Source organism: Anaerocolumna sp. MB42-C2 (genome assembly GCF_030913705.1).
Lineage (GTDB): Bacteria > Bacillota > Clostridia > Lachnospirales > Lachnospiraceae > Anaerocolumna.
In genome coordinates, this window is sequence record NZ_CP133190.1 from 4,948,388 (window position 1) to 4,968,451 (window position 20,064).

Sequence of the window (20,064 nt, forward strand, 5' to 3'; positions counted from 1 at the left end):
CCTGGTTACGGAAGAGGATTAATAATTGCAATATAATTACGGCATAATATCTTATGGAAATACACAAGGAGGTAATTTATGCTGGGATTCTTAAAAGTAGAAACAGGAAAAAACGTATCGGCAAATGAGCTGGAAAATTTAATCGGAAAGGCAGAGATTATAGACATACGGGAACCATATGAATATAAAACAGGCAGTATAAGGACTGCAAAAAATATTCCTATGGGTAATTTAATATCTAACCCGAATCAATATTTGAATAAAGATAAAACATATTATATCATGTGCCAATCAGGCGCAAGAAGCAGCAGGACCTGCAAATTTTTATTAAGGCAGGGATATGATGTAATTAATGTAACAGGTGGTATCAGTTCTTATACAGGAACCAATTAGGTATGTGGGAACCGCTTATTTAATCTGTCCATGCCCAAATAAAAAAGTAATTTAATTATTCTTAAATATGATATAAAAAGGATTGACAATTAAATCCAAAATGCTATAATTTAACTAACATTTACAGGCAAAAGCGTTGACAAGGAGGAGTACTTGCTTATCCTGATGCACAGAGAGAAGATGGCTGGTGAAAATCTTCGTAATGGAAGCAGGGAAGTAGCCTTTGAGCTTTGGATCCAACGGATAATGCGATTTATCTTAGTAGACTCCAACGGAAATTTCTACCGTTATCAAGGAAAGCAGTATCGGAATTTAATTTCCCGTACTGACAAAGAGCAGTATTATACTGAATTTAGGTGGTACCACGGACATATCAGTTCGCCCTAAGCGTAAAGCTTAGGGCGATTTTTTTGCCTTTATTAACGTTCTGCTTGTATATGTAAATAAAAGGAGGTATCTACATGGATAAAAAGTATGATTTTAAAATTGCAGAAAAAGAAATGCAGAACTTATGGAAAAAATATGATATTTACAAGTTTCATAACGGGGAAGAGAAAAAGGTTTTTTCTATTGATACTCCGCCGCCGACAGTAAGCGGAAGTCTTCATATTGGCCACATATTTTCCTATACCCAGGCAGAAATAATTGCCAGATTTAAAAGAATGCAGGGATTTGACGTATTTTACCCCTTTGGTTTTGATGATAATGGTTTACCTACCGAACGGCTGGTAGAAAAAACTGAAAAAATTCATGCCAGAGAACTGCCCAGAAGTGAATTTGTGGAAAAATGTATGGCTGTTTCAGAAAAATATGAAGAGGAATTTAAACAAATGTGGGAATCACTTGGCTTTAGTGTTGACTGGAATCAGCAGTATCGTACCGTAATACCAAAAACCCAGAGAATATCCCAGCGTTCTTTTTTAGAACTGGTTAAAATGAAAAAAGCATACCGGAAAGAGTCACCGGTTTTATGGTGTACGGAATGTCAGACGTCTATAGCCCAGGCTGAACTGGATACGAAAGATTTAGCCAGTACCTTTAATTATCTGGAATTTAAGACAAACCGAACAGCTCTTACGATTGCAACAACACGTCCGGAATTATTATATGGCTGTGTTTGCCTTTTTGTTAATCCGGGTGATGAGAGGTATATTTCCTATATAGGTGAAACAGCCAAGGTTCCTTTGTATAATTTTACAATACCCATATTAGCCGATGAAGAGGTAAGTATGGAGAAAGGTACCGGAGTTGTTATGTGTGCAACCTTTGGAGATGCTGCGGATGCCGTTTGGTTCGAAAAACATAAACTTCCGTTGAAACAGGTAATAAAACCGGATGGAAGAATCAGCGATGAGGTACCTTATCTTAGCAGAATGAAAGTAAAAGAAGCAAGAGAAGAAATTATCCGTCTCTTAAAGGAAAAATCATTATTAATAAAACAGGAGGAGATCACTCACACGGTTGCTGTCCATGAACGTTGCGGAAAGGAAGTAGAAATAATCCCATCCAGTCAATGGTATATTGATATTTTATCAGAAAAAGAAAGATTTCTAAAAGCAGCCGATGAAATTAACTGGTATCCGGCAAGTATGAAAACCAGATATCAATTATGGGTAAAAAATTTAAAATGGGATTGGTGTATCTCCAGGCAGAGATATTTTGGTGTACCATTTCCGGTATGGTATTGCAAGAATTGCGGCAGGGAATTATTTGCAGATGAAGAAGAACTTCCGGTTAATCCTATGGAAAGTATACCTAAGGATACCTGCAGCTGCGGCTGTACTGAATTTGTGCCGGAAACTGCTGTCTTTGATACCTGGGCTACCTCTTCGGTTACACCTCTTATTAATGCCAGATTAGGGGAAAAAGATGATAGAAGTGATATTATTCTTCCTATGGGTATGCGGACACAAGCCCATGAAATCATTCGTACCTGGGCATTTTATACCATTGTAAAAAGTTTATACCATACCAATCAGATACCCTGGAAAGACATTATGATTAGTGGTTTTGTACTTGCCAAAAAAGGGGAAAAGATAAGTAAGTCAAAAAATAATGCAGTAAATTCCCCAGCTGTTTTAATTGATAGCCACTCAGCGGATGTTTTACGGTACCATTCTGCCAATTCTAAATTAGGTACGGATACCTTTTTTAGTGAAGATGAGTTAAAAAATTCTAAAAGATTCGTAACTAAGCTTTGGAATGCGTCCAGATTTGTTTTATCCCATTTAGAAGATGTGGACATAGATTATAAAGTGAATTTAAAACCGGTTGATCTTTGGATATTGGAAAAGGTTAAGGAAACAACTTTAAAAGTGACGGACCTGTTAAATGAATACGAAATCGGGCAGGCAAGGCATGTAATTGATGAATTATTTTGGAAAGACTTCTGCGATTATTATATCGAAATAATAAAGGAAAGGCTTTATCAGCCGGATAAGCACGGAGCCGAAGCAAGAAAGTCAGGTCAATACGCTATATATTATGCCTTATTAGGTATTTTGAAACTTTATGCTATTTATACTCCTCATATTACCGACTATATATACCAGGAATTTTACCGTGATCGGGAAAAAGAGATATCCATTCATAATTTGTGCTGGAAAACAGAGAATGACATGAATCAGGAACTGCTGATATTCGGCGAAGAGTTAAAGAGAATAATTTTGGAGGTGCGAAGATATAAATCGGAGAACAATTTATCCATGAAAGATGAAATAGATATGGTTACTGTTGAAAGTAAACCTAATATTAAAAGGTACTTTAGGGAAACCGAAAATGACATATTAGCCTGCACCGGCAGCAAGGAAATCAACTATAAATAATAAATCCGGGCTGGAGTCTGGCCTGTCAGATTCCGGCCTGCTCACTATCTGACTATATTGTTCCTGATTGAAACCATAGATTTCCAGTAAAGCTCTTTTCATGAAACAAAATATATGTTAAGATAATACGCAGTACTTAGTTTAGCTGAGTTTAGGAGGAAAGTATGGAAGAAATTTTACTTTCGTTTCGTGTGGTATTTCCGATGTTTATCCTTATGGCATTAGGATATATTTTGAAACGAACGATACATTTAACAGATGCAACTTTAAAACAGATAAATAAAATGATATTCTCAATATTTCTTCCGGTGGTGCTTTTTAAAAACATCTATACATCGGACCTTTTAGCGGATGTAAATCCTTTATTGCTGATATTCGGCGGACTTGCTACCTGTATTACTTTTCTTATCTTATACTTTTTAATGCCCCATTTTGTAAAAAACAGAAGTGATGCGGCAACGATGGTCCAGGGAATTTTCAGATCCAATAATGTTTTATTTGGATTAACCATTGTAGGTTCCATCTATCCGGATAGTGAGGTCCTTGGGATGGTATCCTTGCTTGCTGCACTAACCGTATTTATATATAATACCTTAGTCGTTTTTTTATTTGAGTCATATCGTGATGCCAAGATGAATGTGATCAGAGTTATGGCAGGAGTAGCTAAAAACCCTATGGTGGTAGGTATCTTTCTTGGTCTTCTTTTTCTGATATCCGGTATAAAACTTCCTGAGATGTTAATGGATGTGGTAAGTGATGTGGGAGGTATGGCTACACCTCTGGCTCTGATTGTACTTGGCGGAACCTTTACTTTTAACGGGTTCGCCCGTTACAGGATTAAATTGATAGCATGCGCTTTAGGTAAGTTGATAGTCATTCCTGCAGTTGTTCTTCCGGTTGCAATATTAATCGGGTTTAGAGGAGCTGAGCTGGTGTCTTTAATGTCTTTATTTTCATCACCTACTGCGGTTGCTTCTTTCACCATGTCCGATCAGATGGGTGGAAATGGTGAATTGGCAGCCTTAATCATTGTTGTAACCTCCATATGTTCCATTTTTACCATATTTTTCTGGACATATTTAGGAAATTTGTATGGTGTGATTTAGTTATCCTTACTCTTCATTACGTTCATCAAAACGCTTATTTTCCTGAGGGTCATATAGAGGACAATCGTAATCATACATGATGTCAATGAATTTGTTCATATCGTCTTCATCCATTTGATAACAGTCAAAGCGAACGAAATTATTCTTCACGGTAAACTGAAAGAAACCGGAATTATCTTTTTCGTATTCATTTTCTTCAACCAGTTTCCAATCCTTAAAGACCTCTTTTATGTCATTTAGAATGTCGTCGGTGGGTAGGTCATCAATGCCATATACTTCTTCGTCTCTGCTTAACAGGGTGTATACTTTCTGATTATTTTTGTATATACCCTCTTTATATTTCCAAAATCCCAATTCATAATCCATTTTTTATCCTCGCTTTTCTGTAGGTAATTAGTACTTGTGAAATCAGATAGTTATCTGAATTAATGTGATTCATCTTATCATTGTACCATAAATCCTTAGCTTTTTGTAGATAATTTATACCAATAAAAATTATTATGTTTCATATTCCTTAGACAGGATGATACAGGAAAATAATTCTAAAAAAGTGTTGCCAAAGAAAAACCGTTATGTTATACTTTTTCGAAATAACAAATTTTAGGAGAAAACAAAATGAACAAATCTATTCTTATTATCCTAATTAGTCACTTACGATTTATGGAAAGTTAACTTTTGCATCTATTGCAAGCATAGATGCAGATGTAATATTTCATTTGTGTCTATGCGGTTATGAATAGATTTCTTTTTTTAATATAACCGCATTGAATAATATTTTTCCTATTTAGGAAAATGTTATCCAAGGCGGTTTTTTATTTTCGACCGGGAAAATTTTCTGAACTTCCCTATAAGATAAAAAGGCCCGCCGGGCTAGATGCACATGAACATGCAAAAGGATAATATCCTTTGGTGGATTGTCACTGAAGTAACAGCGCGTCAGTAACAGAGTCTGGCAGACCAGACGCTTACTTATGCAATAGAAAAAATACGTCTTATTGCATGCAAAGGGGGTATCATTTTAAATTGGCATTTGGTACTTGATTCCAAAGTCTTTAGAAAGAAAGGGGATTTTTTATGGAGGTTATTACAGTAAATCAATTAACAAAGAACTTTCAGGTTAAGGTAAAAGAAAAGGGTTTGGCAGGAAGTGTAAGGTCTATAGTAAAACCAAATTATAAAACTGTGAAAGCGGTTGATAACATTAGTTTTAAGGTGGAACAAGGAGAAATGCTTGCATTTATCGGTCCTAACGGAGCCGGTAAAAGCACCACGATAAAAATGCTTACAGGTATTTTATATCCGGACAACGGCAACATGTCAGTATTGGATATTAATCCGACAGAAAAGCGAAAAATGTTATCTTACAAGATAGGAACGGTATTCGGTCAGAAAGAGCAGCTTTGGACCCATCTTACACCGTATGATAATTTTAAATTCTTTGGAGCTATTTATGATTTGTCAAATGCAGAAACAGAAAAAAGGATTCAGGAACTAAAGGAAGTATTTGAATTAGAGGATTTTGTGAATACACCGGTGAGAAACCTTTCTTTAGGGCAGAGAATCCGTTGTGAAATCGTTGCTTCCTTAATTCATAAACCGGAGATATTATTTTTGGATGAGCCAACGATTGGACTTGATCCGGTAGTTAAGGAAAATATACGGGAGCTCATTAAAAAAATGAATAAAGAATACAGAACTACTGTATTTCTTACAAGTCATGATGTTGGAGATATTGAAAAGTTATGTAAAAGGATTATTATCGTAAACCACGGAAGAATTGTTTTAGATGATACAATGGAAAACCTAAAATACCATTATCTGAATAAAAAAATTATTGAGGTGAAACTAAAAGAAGTATGCAGTTTAAAGGAAGAAATCGGGATTACGGTATTAAAAAGTAAAGGCGGTAATATAAAACTGGAAGTGGATACAACAAAAAGAAAAATAAGTGAAGTATTTCAATTATTTGACGCAGATAACATGGTGGATATAAATATATCCAATGTACCGCTTGAATCCATTATTACGGAAATCTATAAGAATAAAGATTAAAGATCCATTTAACTTTGAACTTATATAAGTTGCATGGCAGGTTACCAGGTGTCAAAAGGTCAATTTAGCATTTTGAATGAATATCAGTATATATAGATTCAACGGAAGCTGCCCTTCCCCCGAACACTGGGTAAGGACCTTTTAACACTAAAATCCTGTTAAGTATAAGATTGAAAGGAGTGCCGTATGAAAAAATACCTTTATATTTATAAAGCAACTTTAATTGAAAATCTCCAATATATTATGAATATCTTATTGGGTTTTATCAGTTTCTTTATCATACTTTTTGTTTTCTTAAACCTGTGGGAATACATTTATTCAGATACCTTAAGCATAAGCGGGTATTCCATGAACCAAATGGTATGGTATGTTATAATTACTGAAATTATGTGGTTTGGTACCAGAAACCGAACCCTGACGAATCAAATCAGCAATGATATTAAAAGCGGAACCATTGCTTATGGAATCAACAAGCCCTATAATTATTTGTTTTATATAGTTTCAAAACATCTGGGTGAGATTACGATTAAGTTTTTCTTGTTTTTAACTGCCGGCATATTACTTGGTTTTAGTTTTGTCGGTAAGCTATATAATTTTCATATTCGATTTCTTCCGTTGATAATATTGGCTGCATTTACAGGCATCTTGATTAACAGTGTAATCCGAATCGGTATCAGTATACTGTCCTTTTGGATAGAAGATTCCGGCCCTTTCCATTGGATTTATGACAAATTAATTATTGTTGTTGGTACCCTTTTTCCGATTGAGGTATTTCCGGTATGGATTCAGCCGTTTATTAAAGGTTCACCTATTTATGTAGTTACGTATGGTCCGGCAAAACTGATTATCGACTTTACTATGGATATGTTTTTTAAAGTTTTTGCTGTCCAGCTTGTTTATCTGGTGGTAACTATATTTCTATTAGGAATATTATTTAAGAGGGGAGTGAAAAAATTAAATGTTAACGGTGGTTAGAAATCAATTAAAGGTAATATTTCTTTCAGTAAAATATAACATTATGCGGGAGATGACCAATCAGGTAACCTTTGCAACCAATATCCTTTTTATGATGTTAAATAACGCTATTTTTATCATCCAGTGGTTTATATTATTTCATTTGAAAGATAATATCGGTGGTTATAAAATGGAGGAAGTATTGGTATTATGGGGGCTTGCAGCCAGTACTTTTGGATTTTCCCACATATTTTTTAACATGGCATTTGATATACCTGATCTGATTATAGGCGGTAAGCTGGATTCTTTTCTGGTTCAGCCTAAAAGTGTGCTCCTTGGTGTAATAACTTCAGGTACCAGTACCTCTGCAATAGGGGATCTGATATATGGATATGTGATTTTATGTATATTTCGGTTCAGTCTGTTCAATCTTTTACTATTTACTGTCTTAACGGTTACAGGGGGATTGATTCTTACTTCTTTTGCAGTAATAATGGGCAGTATATCATTCTGGATTGTAAAAGGAGATATTATATCAAATAATTTAATTGGAGTAATGCTTAGTATGTCTACTTATCCGGACGGTATATTTAAAGGTCTCGTAAGATTATTATTATATTCGATAATTCCCATAGGCCTTGTAATTTATCTTCCCACAAGGCTGATGATAAGTTTTCACATATGGTATTTATTAATAATATTGGTATTTACAATATTTATTATAGGGCTTGCATTTTTTGTTTTTTACAGAGGATTAAAAAGATACTCCTCCAGTAATCTGATGAGTGCCAGAGTGTAAATATATTTACAATCATACTTGAAAATAATTGAAAGAAAGACTATTATCTTTAAGTATATCTTTTTACAAATGACATGGAGGCTTTATTAAATGAACAAATTAAAACCCAAATTGTTTTCAGTTTTGAAAACATACACCAAAGAACAGTTTGCGAAAGACATGGTTGCAGGTATTATAGTGGCTATTATAGCCCTTCCTTTATCCATCGCTCTGGCTCTGGCATCCGGAGTGACACCGGAAAAAGGATTGTATACCGCAATCGTAGCCGGTTTTGTCATATCATTCTTAGGGGGCAGCCGAGTCCAGATTGCCGGTCCCACAGCAGCATTTGCTACCATAGTTGCCGGTATTGTAGCAGAAGATGGGATGGAGGGGCTCATAATAGCTACCATAATGGCAGGAATTATCTTAATCATCATTGGTTTGCTGCGGTTCGGAAGTATGATCCGTTTTATACCATATACCATTACAACAGGATTTACATTTGGTATCGCAGTAACTATCTTTATCGGAGAAATAAAAGATTTTCTTGGATTAACTTTTCAAAATTCACCTGTGGAAACCCTGGAGAAAGTAAAAGCATGTTTTGAAAATATACATACAATTAATTATAGTGCATTTATTATTGGTATGATTTCCCTTGGTATATTAATTCTTTGGCCTAAAATAAATGGGAAAATTCCGGCCTCTTTCATTGCGGTAATCATAGCTTCTGTCCTTGTCAAGATTTTTTCTGTTCCGGTTAATACCATAGGCAGTTTATATGAATTATCAGCTAATCCACCAACAATCCATATCCCCCAGTTTAGTTTAGGCACAATCCGTAATGTTATGCCGGATGCAGTTACCATAGCGATTTTAGCCGGTATTGAATCTTTGTTATCCTGCGTAGTTGCGGATGGAATGATCGGAAGCAGACATCGCTCCAATATGGAATTAATAGCTCAGGGTGCAGGTAATATCTGTTCCGGTTTATTTGGCGGGATACCGGCAACCGGTGCTATTGCTAGAACTGCTGCCAATGTTAAGAACGGAGGACGAACCCCTATATCAGGTATGGTTCATGCAGTTATGTTATTGCTTATCCTGGTTTTGCTTATGCCTTACGCGGCTCTGATACCTATGCCTGCTATTGCAGCTATTTTATTTATGGTTGCTTATAATATGAGCGGCTTAAGGGAATTTGCTGTATTATTAAAAAGGTCCCCTAAAAGTGATATCCTGGTTCTTGTGACAACCTTTGTATTAACCGTAGCGTTTGATCTGGTAGTTGCAATCGAAGCAGGAATTCTCCTTGCAGCCATATTATTTATGAAAAGGATGGCCGATGTTACCAAGGTTGAGAGCTGGCAGTATATAGAAGAGGAGAATGAAGAAGAGGATTTAAACGATACGGAAAACATAAGGTTGAAAAAAGTTCCAAGACATACTCTTGTATATGAAATTAACGGGCCTATGTTTTTTGGAGCTGCAGATAAATTTATGAATATCTCTTTGGACTCACATATTAATGCGGTTATCTTACGTATGCGCAGTGTTCCGGCAATGGATGTAACAGCATTACATGCACTGGAAGAAATATTGATAAAGTGCAAAAAAAAGCAGATAACTTTGATTTTATCCCATGTACAGGAACAACCTTTAAATATGATGCAGAAAGCAGGCTTTGCATCAAAAATCGGCAGCGGAAATTTCTGTGACAATATCGATATTGCTTTGGAAAGGGCGGCGGAAATTGCTTCCTGATAAAGAGGATAACACATTGACAATCGCCTGCTTCTTTTGATATATTATTAGGCATAGGGAATATCTCCCATTTGTATATCTTAGCATAAAATTTAAAGGAGGTATTATATGGAAGAAATCTTTAATCGAAGAAGTGTGAGGAAATTTCAGGACAGACCCGTGGAAGATGAGAAAATCGATAGATTACTTCATGCGGCTATGCAGGCACCATCAGCAGGAAATCAGCAGCCCTGGGAATTTATCGTTGTGAGGGATAAAGAGGTATTAAGTCAACTTTCTCTTATGACACCTTATTCGAAACCGGCAGCGGGTTCTGCAGTAACTTTTATACTATTAGCAAATTGTAAAGATTTAAGACATCCGACTTTCTGGCAGCAGGACATGAGTGCCGCCATGGAGAATATTCTGCTGGAAGCCGTACACTTAGAGCTAGGTGCAGTTTGGATGGGTGTTGCAACAAATGAATCCGCTGAAAAATTTCTAAAAGAAATGTACCATTTCCCGGAATATATTAAACCGTTTGCTTTGGTCTCAGCAGGATATCCAGATAACCAGAAAAATGATTTCCTAGATCGTTACAGGCCGGAAAAAGTACATTATGAGACTTGGAGCAATGGATGATTCTTATGAAAAATTACTTGAATTAAGGAACAAATGAATGGAGCAAATTAAAAGAACTGTGTAGAAATTAGCAGAAACTAAAAGAAAGAATGGTGTAAAAGATGATTAAAATAGTAGCTAAAAATTACGTGAAAGCAGACAAAGTAAAAGACTATATTGAATTAGCCAAAAAATTAGTAATAGCGACTAATGATAAAGATGCAGGATGTGTGCATTACCAGTTATATCAGGACACAAAAGATCCTCAGGTACTGACTTTCTTAGAGGAATGGGAAAGTGAGGAACATTTAAAACAGCATATGGAAGCAGAACACTTTAAAGAAATGGTTCCAGCTTTATCCAAATTCCAGGAAAAACCAGGGGAACTGAATATTTACCGGGTAGCTGAATAAGATTCAGTTTTATTTTTAAGGGACTGCCGCAAAATTCTTAGAGTGATGAACTTGTCAAAGTGCAAGGTTACTAATCGAAAGATTTCGCGGCAGTCCTATACTTTTTATAATAAACAGAATAACCGGCATAGCCTAGTTTATTACGGTTATATAAAAGCTGATAATTGTAAATTAATAGAGAATTGGCAGGTAATCCTGATAGGAGGAACATAAATGGTTAATAAATTTCCATTAATAGAAACGGCGGAACAGGAATTATTAGCTGCCGGACGTATGAATCCTGGCTTATGGATCGGCCACTCCAGATATGTGGCAGCGGCCTGCAAAAATATAGCGGAACACTGTGATACGCTGAATACGGAAAAAGCTTATATACTGGGCCTTTTACATGACATTGGGAGAAGAGTTGGCATTGTTTCCGAGAAACATCTTCTGGAGGGCTATAAGTTTTGTATGTCTAAAGGCTGGGAGGATGTTGCACAGATATGCATCACTCATTCTTTTATGATACAGGATATTAAAACTGCAATCGGGAAATGGGATGTTACGGAAGAAGACTATAATTTTATAAATAAGTTTTTAGCTTCTATTCAGTACAGTGACTACGATAAACTTGTCCAGTTGTGTGACAGTCTTGCACTTTCTACAGGATTTTGCATACTTGAAAAGCGGTTTGTTGACGTAACAAGGCGATATGGTGTGAATGAATATACAGTGGCAAGATGGAATGCCGTTATAGGAATTAAAGAATATTTTGAAAATCTAATCGGATGTTCAATTTATGATGTTTTACCCGGAGTCAGGGAAAATACTTTTGAAGCGAAATATTAAATATAATATAAAAAGAGCGAAGATACAATAACCGATATTAACCTCTGCTTTGTTCTTAACTTAGGCTGACTATTTTAGTATAGGAATAGTTTAATAAGATAATTGATAATTCTATAGTATATAAGAGAATAAATTATGAAAAGGAGTAAGACAGAATATGAATACAGAACTAAAGTTTAATAGTAACGGAACTTTTAAGATATTACAGTTTACCGATATTCATTATTCTAATGATAATGAGCTGGATCATGGTACTACAAAACTGATGGAACAGATACTAAAAGCAGAAAAACCAGATTTTATTATGATAACCGGAGATACTGTATATGGTCCTGATAATATCAGTTTGTTAAGTAAAGCTTTATTACCGGTTACAGATGCAGGTGTTCCGTGGAGTTTTACTTTCGGTAACCATGATACGGAAGAAGGAGCAGGATATGACAAACTTTTTGATGCTTTTACCAGACTCTCGAATTGTGCGGCATTCAATGCGGATGATTCAATCAGTGGTATGGGAAATCATTACCTGGAGGTAAAGGACTGGGAGGATAACACGAAATGGCTTTTGTTCGGAATAGATTCGGGAGCGTATAATCAGCTGCCGCAGGTTGAGGGTTATGATTATGTAAAAGATAGCCAAATTCACTGGTATAAGAAAGTGGTACAGGAGTTTGAAAAAAAGGCAGACAATTTTTCCGCGCTGGTTTTTATGCATATCGCGTTACCGGAATATAACGAGGTTTGGGATACGAGAATCTGTTATGGAGATAAGAGAGAAGAAGTTTGCGCTCCTAAGATTAATTCGGGTTTTTTTACGGCTATGTTGGAAACAGGTCATACTAAGGCAGTGTTTGTGGGTCATGACCATATTAATGATTACATAGGAGATTTATATGGTATTTTATTAGGGTACGGAAGGGCGACCGGTTATAATACTTATGGACAGGAGGGCTATTTAAGAGGAGCAAGGATTATTGTACTGAATGAGAACAATACCGAGTCCTTTCAGACTTATATACGACTGGAGGATGGGATAGTCTTACAGGAACAAATGATACACCAGCCTGAAAAACAACGGTAGTTGCCTGATAATACTTTAATGATAATTATATAAACCATACCGGATCAGCGTTCCTTTTGCCAGACAATCCGTTTGATCAGAAGTATTTTGCCCAAGGTGCCACAACCGGTGTGGCAAAAGCTTAATAAATTTCACGAAAAGACTTGTTAATTATACAAAATAATATAAAATATAAGAATAAGTTTATGTCCGTTTGATATTTGTCTGTATTTTCTGTAAATCAGTCAACATTCAGGCGGCCAGCCCAGTGGCACAGGAAAATCGAAAGGGTGTAAGCAGATGGCAGATAATAAATGGGATGCTTTTATTTATGGTGATGTTAATGTGGATATTGTAATTCCGGGCGTAGAACACTTTCCTCTGCCCGGACAGGAAGATGTCGTAGATATTATGAATACTTATGTAGGCGGCGGAGCGGCGCTTTTTACATTAGGACTTGGAAAGCTTGGACTTAATCCTGTATTTCAGGGCACCATCGGAGATGACTGTTATGGAAAGTTTATAATGGAGGAATTAAAAAAAACCAATACGGATTGTTCTTTAATAAGCGTCAGCAGGGATAACAAAACGGGAATCTCCATCAGTTTTACCAATGAAAAAGAACGCTCTTTTTTAACTTACCGGGGTACTAATGCGGAAATCAATCTTAATTCCATCAAATTAGATAAGGTACAAAAATCAAGACATATACATTTAACCGGATATGAAGGTAATATTAACCATAATAAATATTTACAATTACTGAAAAAAGTGAGAAAGTTGAATGAAGTTACGATTTCTTTTGACGTAGGCTGGGACAGTACGGGAGAATGGTATAAGGGAATTTATGAATTATTTCCCTATATTAATGTTTTATTTATGAATGAAACGGAAGCAATTCATTACGGAAGAAAAGACAGTGCCCTAGAGGTTATACAGGATTTCTCCGGGTATTGCGAGATTGCCGTTGCGAAACTGGGTAAGAAAGGAGCTATTGCATGCTCAAAGGGAAAGGATTATACAGCGGATTCCTACCCGGTTACAGCGGTTGATACTACCGGTGCCGGTGATTCATTTAATGCAGGATTTATCTACGGGTACTTAAAAGGTAAAGATATTATGGATTGTTTAAAATACGGAAATGGCTGCGGAGCTTTATCCGTTACGAAGTTAGGCGGTAATACGGGCTTTCCTGTTGAAGATGAATTATTGAGGTTCATTAAAAAACAGGAGGAAAGGTTGGGGTAAATTTGAAGATAACAGTGATAGGCGGAGCAGGAGTAAGGACAGTTATTTTTATCAACGGTCTGCTTAACCGTTATAAAGCGTTAAAGATAGATAAAGTAGCTCTGTATGATATCAATCAGGAGAAGTTACAGATAATCGGTAAATTATGTAAACATGTAATTAATCGTAACAATAAAGATCTTAAGCTGGAAACGGCTGACAATGCTATAGATGCAATCAAAGGTGCGGATTATGTTGTAACTACACTCAGAGTAGGCGGGGACCATTCCAGAGTAGTGGATGAGACCATAGCTCTTAAAAACGGAGTGATAGGGCAGGAAACCACAGGTGTGGGCGGCTTTTCCATGGCAGTACGTACGGTTCCGGTTCTGATTGAATACTGCGAATTAATTAAGGAGTATGCACCGAATGCCTGGATCTTTAATTTCACTAATCCATCCGGTCTGGTTACCCAGGCCTTAAGAAATGCCGGATACGATAAGATTATCGGCATCTGCGATGCACCCAGCAGTACGAAATTCCGAATGGCGAAACACCTTAATGTAGAAGAGAAAGATCTATACGTAGAATTCTTTGGATTAAATCACCTATCTTGGATACGCAGCGTAAAAAATACCGGAACGGAAATATTACCGGATTTATTAAAAGACGATGAATTCTTAAATGATATTCAGGAATTTTCCATGTTCGATCCGGAATTACTTCGTTCTATTGGTTTTTTGCCTAATGAATATTTATATTATTATTATCATAGAGAAAAAGCTCTTGGGAATATCTTAAAATCCGGGGCCACCAGGGGGAAAACCATTGAAGAGGTGAATATCCGGATGATGGGTGAACTAAAATCCATGGATATGGAGGCCGATCCGGAGGGAGCTTTACAGATCTTTTTATATTATATGGCGGTACGTGAAAATTCCTACATGAGTATCGAAACCGGAAGTGATAAGAGAGAAGTAATTGAAAAAGGTAATCTTAAAGTACCGGATGGTATGGGTTATGCCGGAGTCATGTTAGACTGTATCGAAGGACTGCAAAGTGAAGAGGGTAATTACCTGGTATTATCTGTTCAAAATAATGGCTGTATAACAGGGCTTGAGGATGAGGATGTCATAGAAGTTACCTGTAAGGTATCCAAAGCAGGTATAGAGCCGATACCAATCGGAGAAGTTCCGGAATCCAATTATCTGTTGATTCGTTTAATAAAATTATATGAAAAACTTACAGTTCAGGCAATTAAAACTAAATCAAAAGAGAAAGCGATACAAGCACTTACCCTACATCCTCTCATTAACTCTTATTCCTTAGCGAAAGAACTGGTAGAGCAATATGATGAAGCCTATGGAGGAATCTTTTAAAAAAGAACGAGGTTTCAGGAAATAAAGCGGATTGAAATATCCGCTTTTAAATTTTTTTTGGAGGTATATAAAATATGAAGTTGGAAGAGAAACAGCTTGAACTAAGTCAGGCAGTGGAAGAGATAGCGGAAAAAATAGCTGTTAAATTTAAAGACAATAAGAAGTTATACGAGACATTTAAGAATTGTTTTGTAAGTACGGCAAAAACCACAACTAAGTTTTTAGATAACGGAGAAGCCTTTGTATTCACAGGGGATATTGCTGCCATGTGGCTTAGAGATTCCTCGGCCCAGGTTGTTCATTATCTTCCGTTTATAAAAGATTATGAGATTATTGGAGATTTAGTGCGGGGTTTAATAAAAAGGCAGATGCGATGTATTTTGATTGATCCCTATGCCAACGCTTTTAATGAAGAAGCCAACGGAAATTGCTGGGATGTGGATATAACGGAGTCAACACCCTGGGATTGGGAGAGAAAATATGAAGTGGATTCCTTGTGTTATCCTATATGGCTCTTGCACGAATATTGGTCTATATTAAAGGATAAAAGCATTTTTACAGAGGAAGTTAAGCAGGTATGCGGATTAATTATGAAACAATGGAAAAAGGAACAGAATCATGATAAGAACTCCGAATATTCCTTTATAAGACTTAATTGTCCTGAATCTGACACCCTTACCAGAGAGGGACGGGGGGAACCAACCGGTTACACCGGAATGACCTGGTCAGGATTCCGTCCCAGTGATGATGCCTGTAAATATGGTTATCTCATCCCTTCTAATATGTTTGCAGCAGTAGTACTTGGATATATTGAGGAATTTGCAGCGGACATTTTTATGGATTCTGTGATGAAAGAGCAGGCAGCTGGTTTAAAAAATGACATCCAAATGGGAATCAGAAATTACGGAATCGTTCAAGATAAAGATTTTGGGGATATTTATGCTTATGAAACAGATGGATTCGGTAATTATAATCTGATGGATGATGCTAACGTACCCAGTCTGTTATCACTTCCCTGGCTTAAATATACGGATGTCTCAGATGAAATATATCAGAATACCAGACAGTTTATATTAAGTAAAAAGAATCCTTATTATTTTGAGGGTACAAGTGCAAAAGGAATTGGAAGTCCCCATACTCCGGATCAGTATATCTGGCATATAGCCCTTACCATGCAGGGGTTAACCGCTGACACAAAAGCTGAAAAAGAAAGTATATTGGAAGTTTTACTTAATACGGATGGAGGTAAACAGGTTATGCATGAGGGCTTTTACTGTAATAACCCTGAGAAATTTACCAGGGAATGGTTCGCATGGGCGAATTCCTTATTCGCTTTATTTGTAATGGAAATAAATAATTAGAACCCTGGAATATAAGTTTAGGGCTAAAAATAATTTTTTACTTGATATTATAGGAGCTTGGATTTTATGAATGTTTATGAGACTGCAATACCTGATTTCAAAATCAGGGCAGCGAAAGAAAAGGATGTTAACTTAATCTTAAATTTTATTAAGGAATTGGCAGAATATGAAAAATTATCTAAGGAAGTAGTTGCTGATGAAGATATTCTCTATGAATCTCTATTTGTAAAACGTCAGGCAGAGGTAATTATTGGAGAATATAAAAATATACCTGTAGGTTTTGCTTTATATTTTCATAACTTTTCTACTTTTTTAGGCAAGGCGAATTTGTATCTGGAAGATTTGTATATCAAGGATAAATATCGCGGTTTGGGTTTAGGCAAAGCAATGTTTGGGTGTTTAGGTAAGATATGTTTAGAACGTGGATGCGGTCGTTTGGACTGGTGGTGCCTTGACTGGAACAAATCATCTATCCGTTTTTATGAAAAGATGGGTGCAAAAGCCATGTCTGATTGGACCGTATACCGTGTGGATGGACAGGCATTGATAGATTTATCTAGTCAATAATTGATATACGTAAGAAAACGAACTGGGGCGAGGAAAGATCTATGACGAATTTAACAATTTTAATAAAACCCGTATCGGGAACGTGTAATATGAATTGTCAGTATTGCTTCTATTATGATGTTATGAATCATAGAGAACTTAAGAATTATGGGTTTATGTCAGAAGAAACACTGGAGCAAATCGTGAAAAGAGCTTTTGATTATGCGGATCAATCAGTAATATTTGCTTTTCAGGGTGGAGAACCTACTTTAATAGGTTTAGAGTTTTATGAGAAATTAATTCAATATGTTAAAAAATATAATGTTAATAAGATAAAGACTGATTTTTCCTTACAAACAAATGGATTAAAAGTGGACCAGGAGTGGGCTGACTTTTTTAAAAAGCATAACTTTTTAATTGGCCTGTCACTGGATGGACCCAAAGAAACCCATGACAGGAACCGATTAGATCCATTAAGACAAGGTACATATCTAAGGGTAAATAAGACAGGTCAATTACTTCTTAAAACCGGGGTGGATGTTAATGTATTATGTGTGGTAAGTAAGAGTATAGCCAGACACCCTGCCGCCGTTTACCGGTTCTTTAAAAAGAATAACTATAAGTTTATGCAGTTTATTCCTTGTCTGGATGCCTTAGGAGAAAAACCAGGAATCAATGAATACTCGCTTATTCCGGAAGATTATGGAGATTTCCTGTGTGGTTTATTTGATTTATGGTATCAGGATCTAAAAAACGGGACACAGATCAGCATACGAATGTTTGATAATATCGTTCAGATGCTTTTGGGTTATCCTCCGGAAAGTTGTGATTTGGTAGGCCATTGCTCTATTAATGCCGTAATTGAGGGGGATGGAAAGGTATATCCCTGCGATTTTTATGTTCTCGATGAGTGGTGTCTTGGTAATATTAATATAAACAGCTTTGATGAATTAAAAGAACATAGTAATGGTAAACAATTTGTGGAGAGCTCAAGGAAAGAAGAACCGGAATGTCAGTCCTGTAAGTTTTATTCGATTTGCCGAACCGGCTGCAGAAGACACAAAGAACCGGTTATTAACGGCAAACTTTCTAAAAATTATTTTTGCAGTGCATATCAAAACTTTTATAATTATACAATGACACGTTTTATTGAGATCGCGAATCAGTTCAGAACTAATTAAGGTTTAGGGCCGGGAGAGCATCAATTATGGATATAGTTGACTGTTTTCCCGGCTTATATCTTCCATTTCCTGGGATAGAGTTATTAAACATACGGCTACTTTATAATTAGGTAAAAATAACCGTAATGATCCAATAAAAGAGATGTTTATTGAAAAAAATTTAATCTTGATTGATAGAAAGAATAAAGCTGCCGGTTTATAAGAAAACCATTGTTTTTACAGGATGGTCTTTTCTTATAAACTGGCAGTTAGTTTTTATTTATTCAGTTTGATATTATAAAAACCGGATGTATTTTTAGTACCTTTCGTTATCTTAATGTAATAAGTACCTTTAGGAAGTTTAGTAGATGTTAAGGTCTCAGCGGCAAAAGAGGCATCCTCATCTACGGTATCAAGAGTTTCAGTAATAGAACCGCTGATACCCCCGCCGTAGAAATCCAGTTTTATTTTACCTGAAGAAACACTTCCGGTAAATGTAATTTTAACGGCCTGAGATTTGGTAAGAGTCACTTTATACCAGTCAACTTTTCCGGTTTTGTCCGTTGCAGTCACAATTCCGGCTAAGGATTTACCGGCTGTTAGTTTTTTCGCTTTCGCTTTTGATGTGCCGCTTCCATCAGATATTGCTTTAAAAGTGTATTTAACACGGAATAGCTCTGCAGAGCTTTCAACCTTTAAGTAATAAGTTCCCTTGTTTACTGCAAAGCATACATTACTGTTTGCCAAAGAAGAATACGTTTTGTCGGAAAGAGCTTTTTTACTGCTGCTTAACAAGGTAACATAACTTGAGTACTGAGACTCTACATTTACGGTAATACTGCCCGTTTTAGGAACTGTAAGTTTGTAATAAATCGGTTTCTGAGTATCCGTATTACCGGAGCATACCCATGCCTTATCCTTTAATATTCTGTCAGTTCCATTAAGAAACTGGGAAGCAAAAGCAAAAATATAACTATCAGGAGCTGTATCTGAAGCATAATCGTTTACTGAGAACTTAAGGTAATAGGTACCTTTTTTAAGTATTTTTGCTTCACTGTTATAAGAGTCGTAACGGATTTCACTGGTACATGCTTCGTCAGCATAGATTTTAAAATCACCATAAACAGATTCATATTCCTCAGAGAGTTGGGCACTGCAGATAAAGAGGCCCTTTTGATCAAAGGTTATGGGAAGTATGACTTCTTTTGTATCACCCGGTACATACACCTTATAGGTCTTAATTTTGTTAAATTCCGCATCACTGCCGGTATTAATAACATAAGTAGACAGTTCATTAACTGAAGTGCCACTGTCAAGATCTTCTGCATATCCGGCTGCAAAAGCTCTCGTGGAGGGTATGCAAAGTAAAATAAGCATAAAAATCCCTAAAACTAATCCAAATCGTTTTTTCATTATTAAATCTCCTTTTCCCTATTATACAAGTGACATTATATTGTATAAATCTACTGAATACAACAAAATATTACATATATGGAACTAAATTCCTATCTCTTAGATCATAAATCCTCAATTCTATTCATTACAAAAATGCAGAAATAATAACCTTTTTAGTACTTTATTGTAAAATATTCAAAGGAGACCATAAACTATA

The 20,064-nt window shown here is 36.1% G+C and carries 18 protein-coding genes and 1 other annotated feature; of the genes, 16 read left to right on the plus strand and 2 right to left on the minus strand.

Annotation, left to right across the window (positions count from 1 at the left end; genetic code table 11):
• The first annotated feature begins 78 nt into the window (after positions 1 to 78).
• The 3 genes from RBU59_RS21915 to RBU59_RS21925 all read left to right on the plus strand — a co-directional run bounded on the left by RBU59_RS21915 (position 79) and on the right by RBU59_RS21925 (position 4,324).
• Positions 79 to 393: a rhodanese-like domain-containing protein gene (locus tag RBU59_RS21915; RefSeq protein WP_308144605.1), complete on the plus strand. Its 315-nt coding sequence runs from the start codon at positions 79 to 81 to the stop codon at positions 391 to 393.
• Positions 394 to 520: 127 nt separating this feature from the next.
• Positions 521 to 782, plus strand: a binding site (T-box leader).
• A 72-nt stretch (positions 783 to 854) separates the two neighbouring features.
• Positions 855 to 3,218 (plus strand): valine--tRNA ligase, encoded by a 2,364-nt coding sequence (locus RBU59_RS21920; RefSeq protein WP_308144606.1) that lies wholly within the window; start codon positions 855 to 857, stop codon positions 3,216 to 3,218.
• Between the two features lie 164 nt (positions 3,219 to 3,382).
• Positions 3,383 to 4,324, plus strand: a complete 942-nt coding sequence (locus RBU59_RS21925; protein WP_308144607.1) for an AEC family transporter — start codon at positions 3,383 to 3,385, stop codon at positions 4,322 to 4,324.
• A gap of 6 nt (positions 4,325 to 4,330) precedes the next feature.
• Here the strand turns inward: RBU59_RS21925 and RBU59_RS21930 are convergent, their stop codons facing one another.
• On the minus strand, positions 4,331 to 4,690 hold the full coding sequence (locus RBU59_RS21930) for a hypothetical protein (protein ID WP_308144608.1): 360 nt from the start codon (positions 4,688 to 4,690) through the stop codon (positions 4,331 to 4,333).
• 708 nt (positions 4,691 to 5,398) lie between these two features.
• Here RBU59_RS21930 and RBU59_RS21935 point away from each other — a divergent pair.
• From RBU59_RS21935 to RBU59_RS21995, 13 genes are all read left to right on the plus strand, one after another.
• Entirely contained in the window at positions 5,399 to 6,376 is a 978-nt protein-coding gene (locus RBU59_RS21935; protein WP_308144609.1) for an ABC transporter ATP-binding protein, read from the plus strand.
• Between the two features lie 186 nt (positions 6,377 to 6,562).
• Complete coding sequence (locus tag RBU59_RS21940) at positions 6,563 to 7,351, plus strand: ABC transporter permease (protein ID WP_308144610.1); 789 nt, start codon at positions 6,563 to 6,565, stop codon at positions 7,349 to 7,351.
• The gene (locus RBU59_RS21945) at positions 7,335 to 8,129 is read left to right on the plus strand and encodes an ABC transporter permease (RefSeq protein ID WP_308144611.1); all 795 of its coding nucleotides are present in this window, start codon (positions 7,335 to 7,337) and stop codon (positions 8,127 to 8,129) included. Before RBU59_RS21940 ends, RBU59_RS21945 begins: the two co-directional genes overlap by 17 nt.
• 90 nt (positions 8,130 to 8,219) lie before the next feature.
• Positions 8,220 to 9,875, plus strand: a complete 1,656-nt coding sequence (locus RBU59_RS21950) for a SulP family inorganic anion transporter (RefSeq protein WP_308144612.1) — start codon at positions 8,220 to 8,222, stop codon at positions 9,873 to 9,875.
• A 108-nt stretch (positions 9,876 to 9,983) separates the two neighbouring features.
• Positions 9,984 to 10,496, plus strand: coding sequence for a nitroreductase family protein (locus RBU59_RS21955; RefSeq protein ID WP_308144613.1), 513 nt, complete (start codon positions 9,984 to 9,986; stop codon positions 10,494 to 10,496).
• 101 nt (positions 10,497 to 10,597) lie between these two features.
• The gene (locus RBU59_RS21960; protein ID WP_308144614.1) at positions 10,598 to 10,888 is read left to right on the plus strand and encodes a putative quinol monooxygenase; all 291 of its coding nucleotides are present in this window, start codon (positions 10,598 to 10,600) and stop codon (positions 10,886 to 10,888) included.
• Between the two features lie 213 nt (positions 10,889 to 11,101).
• On the plus strand, positions 11,102 to 11,719 hold the full coding sequence (locus tag RBU59_RS21965; protein ID WP_308144615.1) for an HD domain-containing protein: 618 nt from the start codon (positions 11,102 to 11,104) through the stop codon (positions 11,717 to 11,719).
• 157 nt (positions 11,720 to 11,876) lie between these two features.
• Entirely contained in the window at positions 11,877 to 12,800 is a 924-nt protein-coding gene (locus tag RBU59_RS21970; protein WP_308144616.1) for a metallophosphoesterase family protein, read from the plus strand.
• A 279-nt stretch (positions 12,801 to 13,079) separates the two neighbouring features.
• Positions 13,080 to 14,027, plus strand: coding sequence for a carbohydrate kinase family protein (locus tag RBU59_RS21975; protein WP_308144617.1), 948 nt, complete (start codon positions 13,080 to 13,082; stop codon positions 14,025 to 14,027).
• A gap of 2 nt (positions 14,028 to 14,029) precedes the next feature.
• Positions 14,030 to 15,385, plus strand: coding sequence for a family 4 glycosyl hydrolase (locus tag RBU59_RS21980; RefSeq protein WP_308144618.1), 1,356 nt, complete (start codon positions 14,030 to 14,032; stop codon positions 15,383 to 15,385).
• A 74-nt stretch (positions 15,386 to 15,459) separates the two neighbouring features.
• Entirely contained in the window at positions 15,460 to 16,746 is a 1,287-nt protein-coding gene (locus RBU59_RS21985; RefSeq protein ID WP_308144619.1) for a glycoside hydrolase family 125 protein, read from the plus strand.
• 66 nt (positions 16,747 to 16,812) lie between these two features.
• Positions 16,813 to 17,313 carry a GNAT family N-acetyltransferase gene (locus RBU59_RS21990; protein ID WP_308144620.1) on the plus strand — a complete coding sequence of 167 codons (501 nt, stop codon included), beginning with the start codon at positions 16,813 to 16,815 and terminating at the stop codon, positions 17,311 to 17,313.
• A gap of 41 nt (positions 17,314 to 17,354) precedes the next feature.
• On the plus strand, positions 17,355 to 18,473 hold the full coding sequence (locus tag RBU59_RS21995; protein ID WP_308144621.1) for an anaerobic sulfatase maturase: 1,119 nt from the start codon (positions 17,355 to 17,357) through the stop codon (positions 18,471 to 18,473).
• Positions 18,474 to 18,728: 255 nt separating this feature from the next.
• Here the strand turns inward: RBU59_RS21995 and RBU59_RS22000 are convergent, their stop codons facing one another.
• The gene (locus tag RBU59_RS22000; protein WP_308144622.1) at positions 18,729 to 19,865 is read right to left on the minus strand and encodes a PPC domain-containing protein; all 1,137 of its coding nucleotides are present in this window, start codon (positions 19,863 to 19,865) and stop codon (positions 18,729 to 18,731) included.
• Positions 19,866 to 20,064 lie beyond the last annotated feature (199 nt).

Excerpts from the sequence above, each read along its gene's own strand:
- RBU59_RS21915 (WP_308144605.1), top strand. The coding sequence starts at position 79 with ATGCTGGGATTCTTAAAAGTAGAAACAGGAAAAAACGTATCGGCAAAT.
- RBU59_RS21920 (WP_308144606.1), top strand. The coding sequence starts at position 855 with ATGGATAAAAAGTATGATTTTAAAATTGCAGAAAAAGAAATGCAGAAC.
- RBU59_RS21925 (WP_308144607.1), top strand. The coding sequence starts at position 3,383 with ATGGAAGAAATTTTACTTTCGTTTCGTGTGGTATTTCCGATGTTTATC.
- RBU59_RS21930 (WP_308144608.1), bottom strand. The coding sequence starts at position 4,690 with ATGGATTATGAATTGGGATTTTGGAAATATAAAGAGGGTATATACAAA.
- RBU59_RS21935 (WP_308144609.1), top strand. The coding sequence starts at position 5,399 with ATGGAGGTTATTACAGTAAATCAATTAACAAAGAACTTTCAGGTTAAG.
- RBU59_RS21940 (WP_308144610.1), top strand. The coding sequence starts at position 6,563 with ATGAAAAAATACCTTTATATTTATAAAGCAACTTTAATTGAAAATCTC.
- RBU59_RS21945 (WP_308144611.1), top strand. The coding sequence starts at position 7,335 with ATGTTAACGGTGGTTAGAAATCAATTAAAGGTAATATTTCTTTCAGTA.
- RBU59_RS21950 (WP_308144612.1), top strand. The coding sequence starts at position 8,220 with ATGAACAAATTAAAACCCAAATTGTTTTCAGTTTTGAAAACATACACC.
- RBU59_RS21955 (WP_308144613.1), top strand. The coding sequence starts at position 9,984 with ATGGAAGAAATCTTTAATCGAAGAAGTGTGAGGAAATTTCAGGACAGA.
- RBU59_RS21960 (WP_308144614.1), top strand. The coding sequence starts at position 10,598 with ATGATTAAAATAGTAGCTAAAAATTACGTGAAAGCAGACAAAGTAAAA.
- RBU59_RS21965 (WP_308144615.1), top strand. The coding sequence starts at position 11,102 with ATGGTTAATAAATTTCCATTAATAGAAACGGCGGAACAGGAATTATTA.
- RBU59_RS21970 (WP_308144616.1), top strand. The coding sequence starts at position 11,877 with ATGAATACAGAACTAAAGTTTAATAGTAACGGAACTTTTAAGATATTA.
- RBU59_RS21975 (WP_308144617.1), top strand. The coding sequence starts at position 13,080 with ATGGCAGATAATAAATGGGATGCTTTTATTTATGGTGATGTTAATGTG.
- RBU59_RS21985 (WP_308144619.1), top strand. The coding sequence starts at position 15,460 with ATGAAGTTGGAAGAGAAACAGCTTGAACTAAGTCAGGCAGTGGAAGAG.
- RBU59_RS21990 (WP_308144620.1), top strand. The coding sequence starts at position 16,813 with ATGAATGTTTATGAGACTGCAATACCTGATTTCAAAATCAGGGCAGCG.
- RBU59_RS21995 (WP_308144621.1), top strand. The coding sequence starts at position 17,355 with ATGACGAATTTAACAATTTTAATAAAACCCGTATCGGGAACGTGTAAT.
- RBU59_RS22000 (WP_308144622.1), bottom strand. The coding sequence starts at position 19,865 with ATGAAAAAACGATTTGGATTAGTTTTAGGGATTTTTATGCTTATTTTA.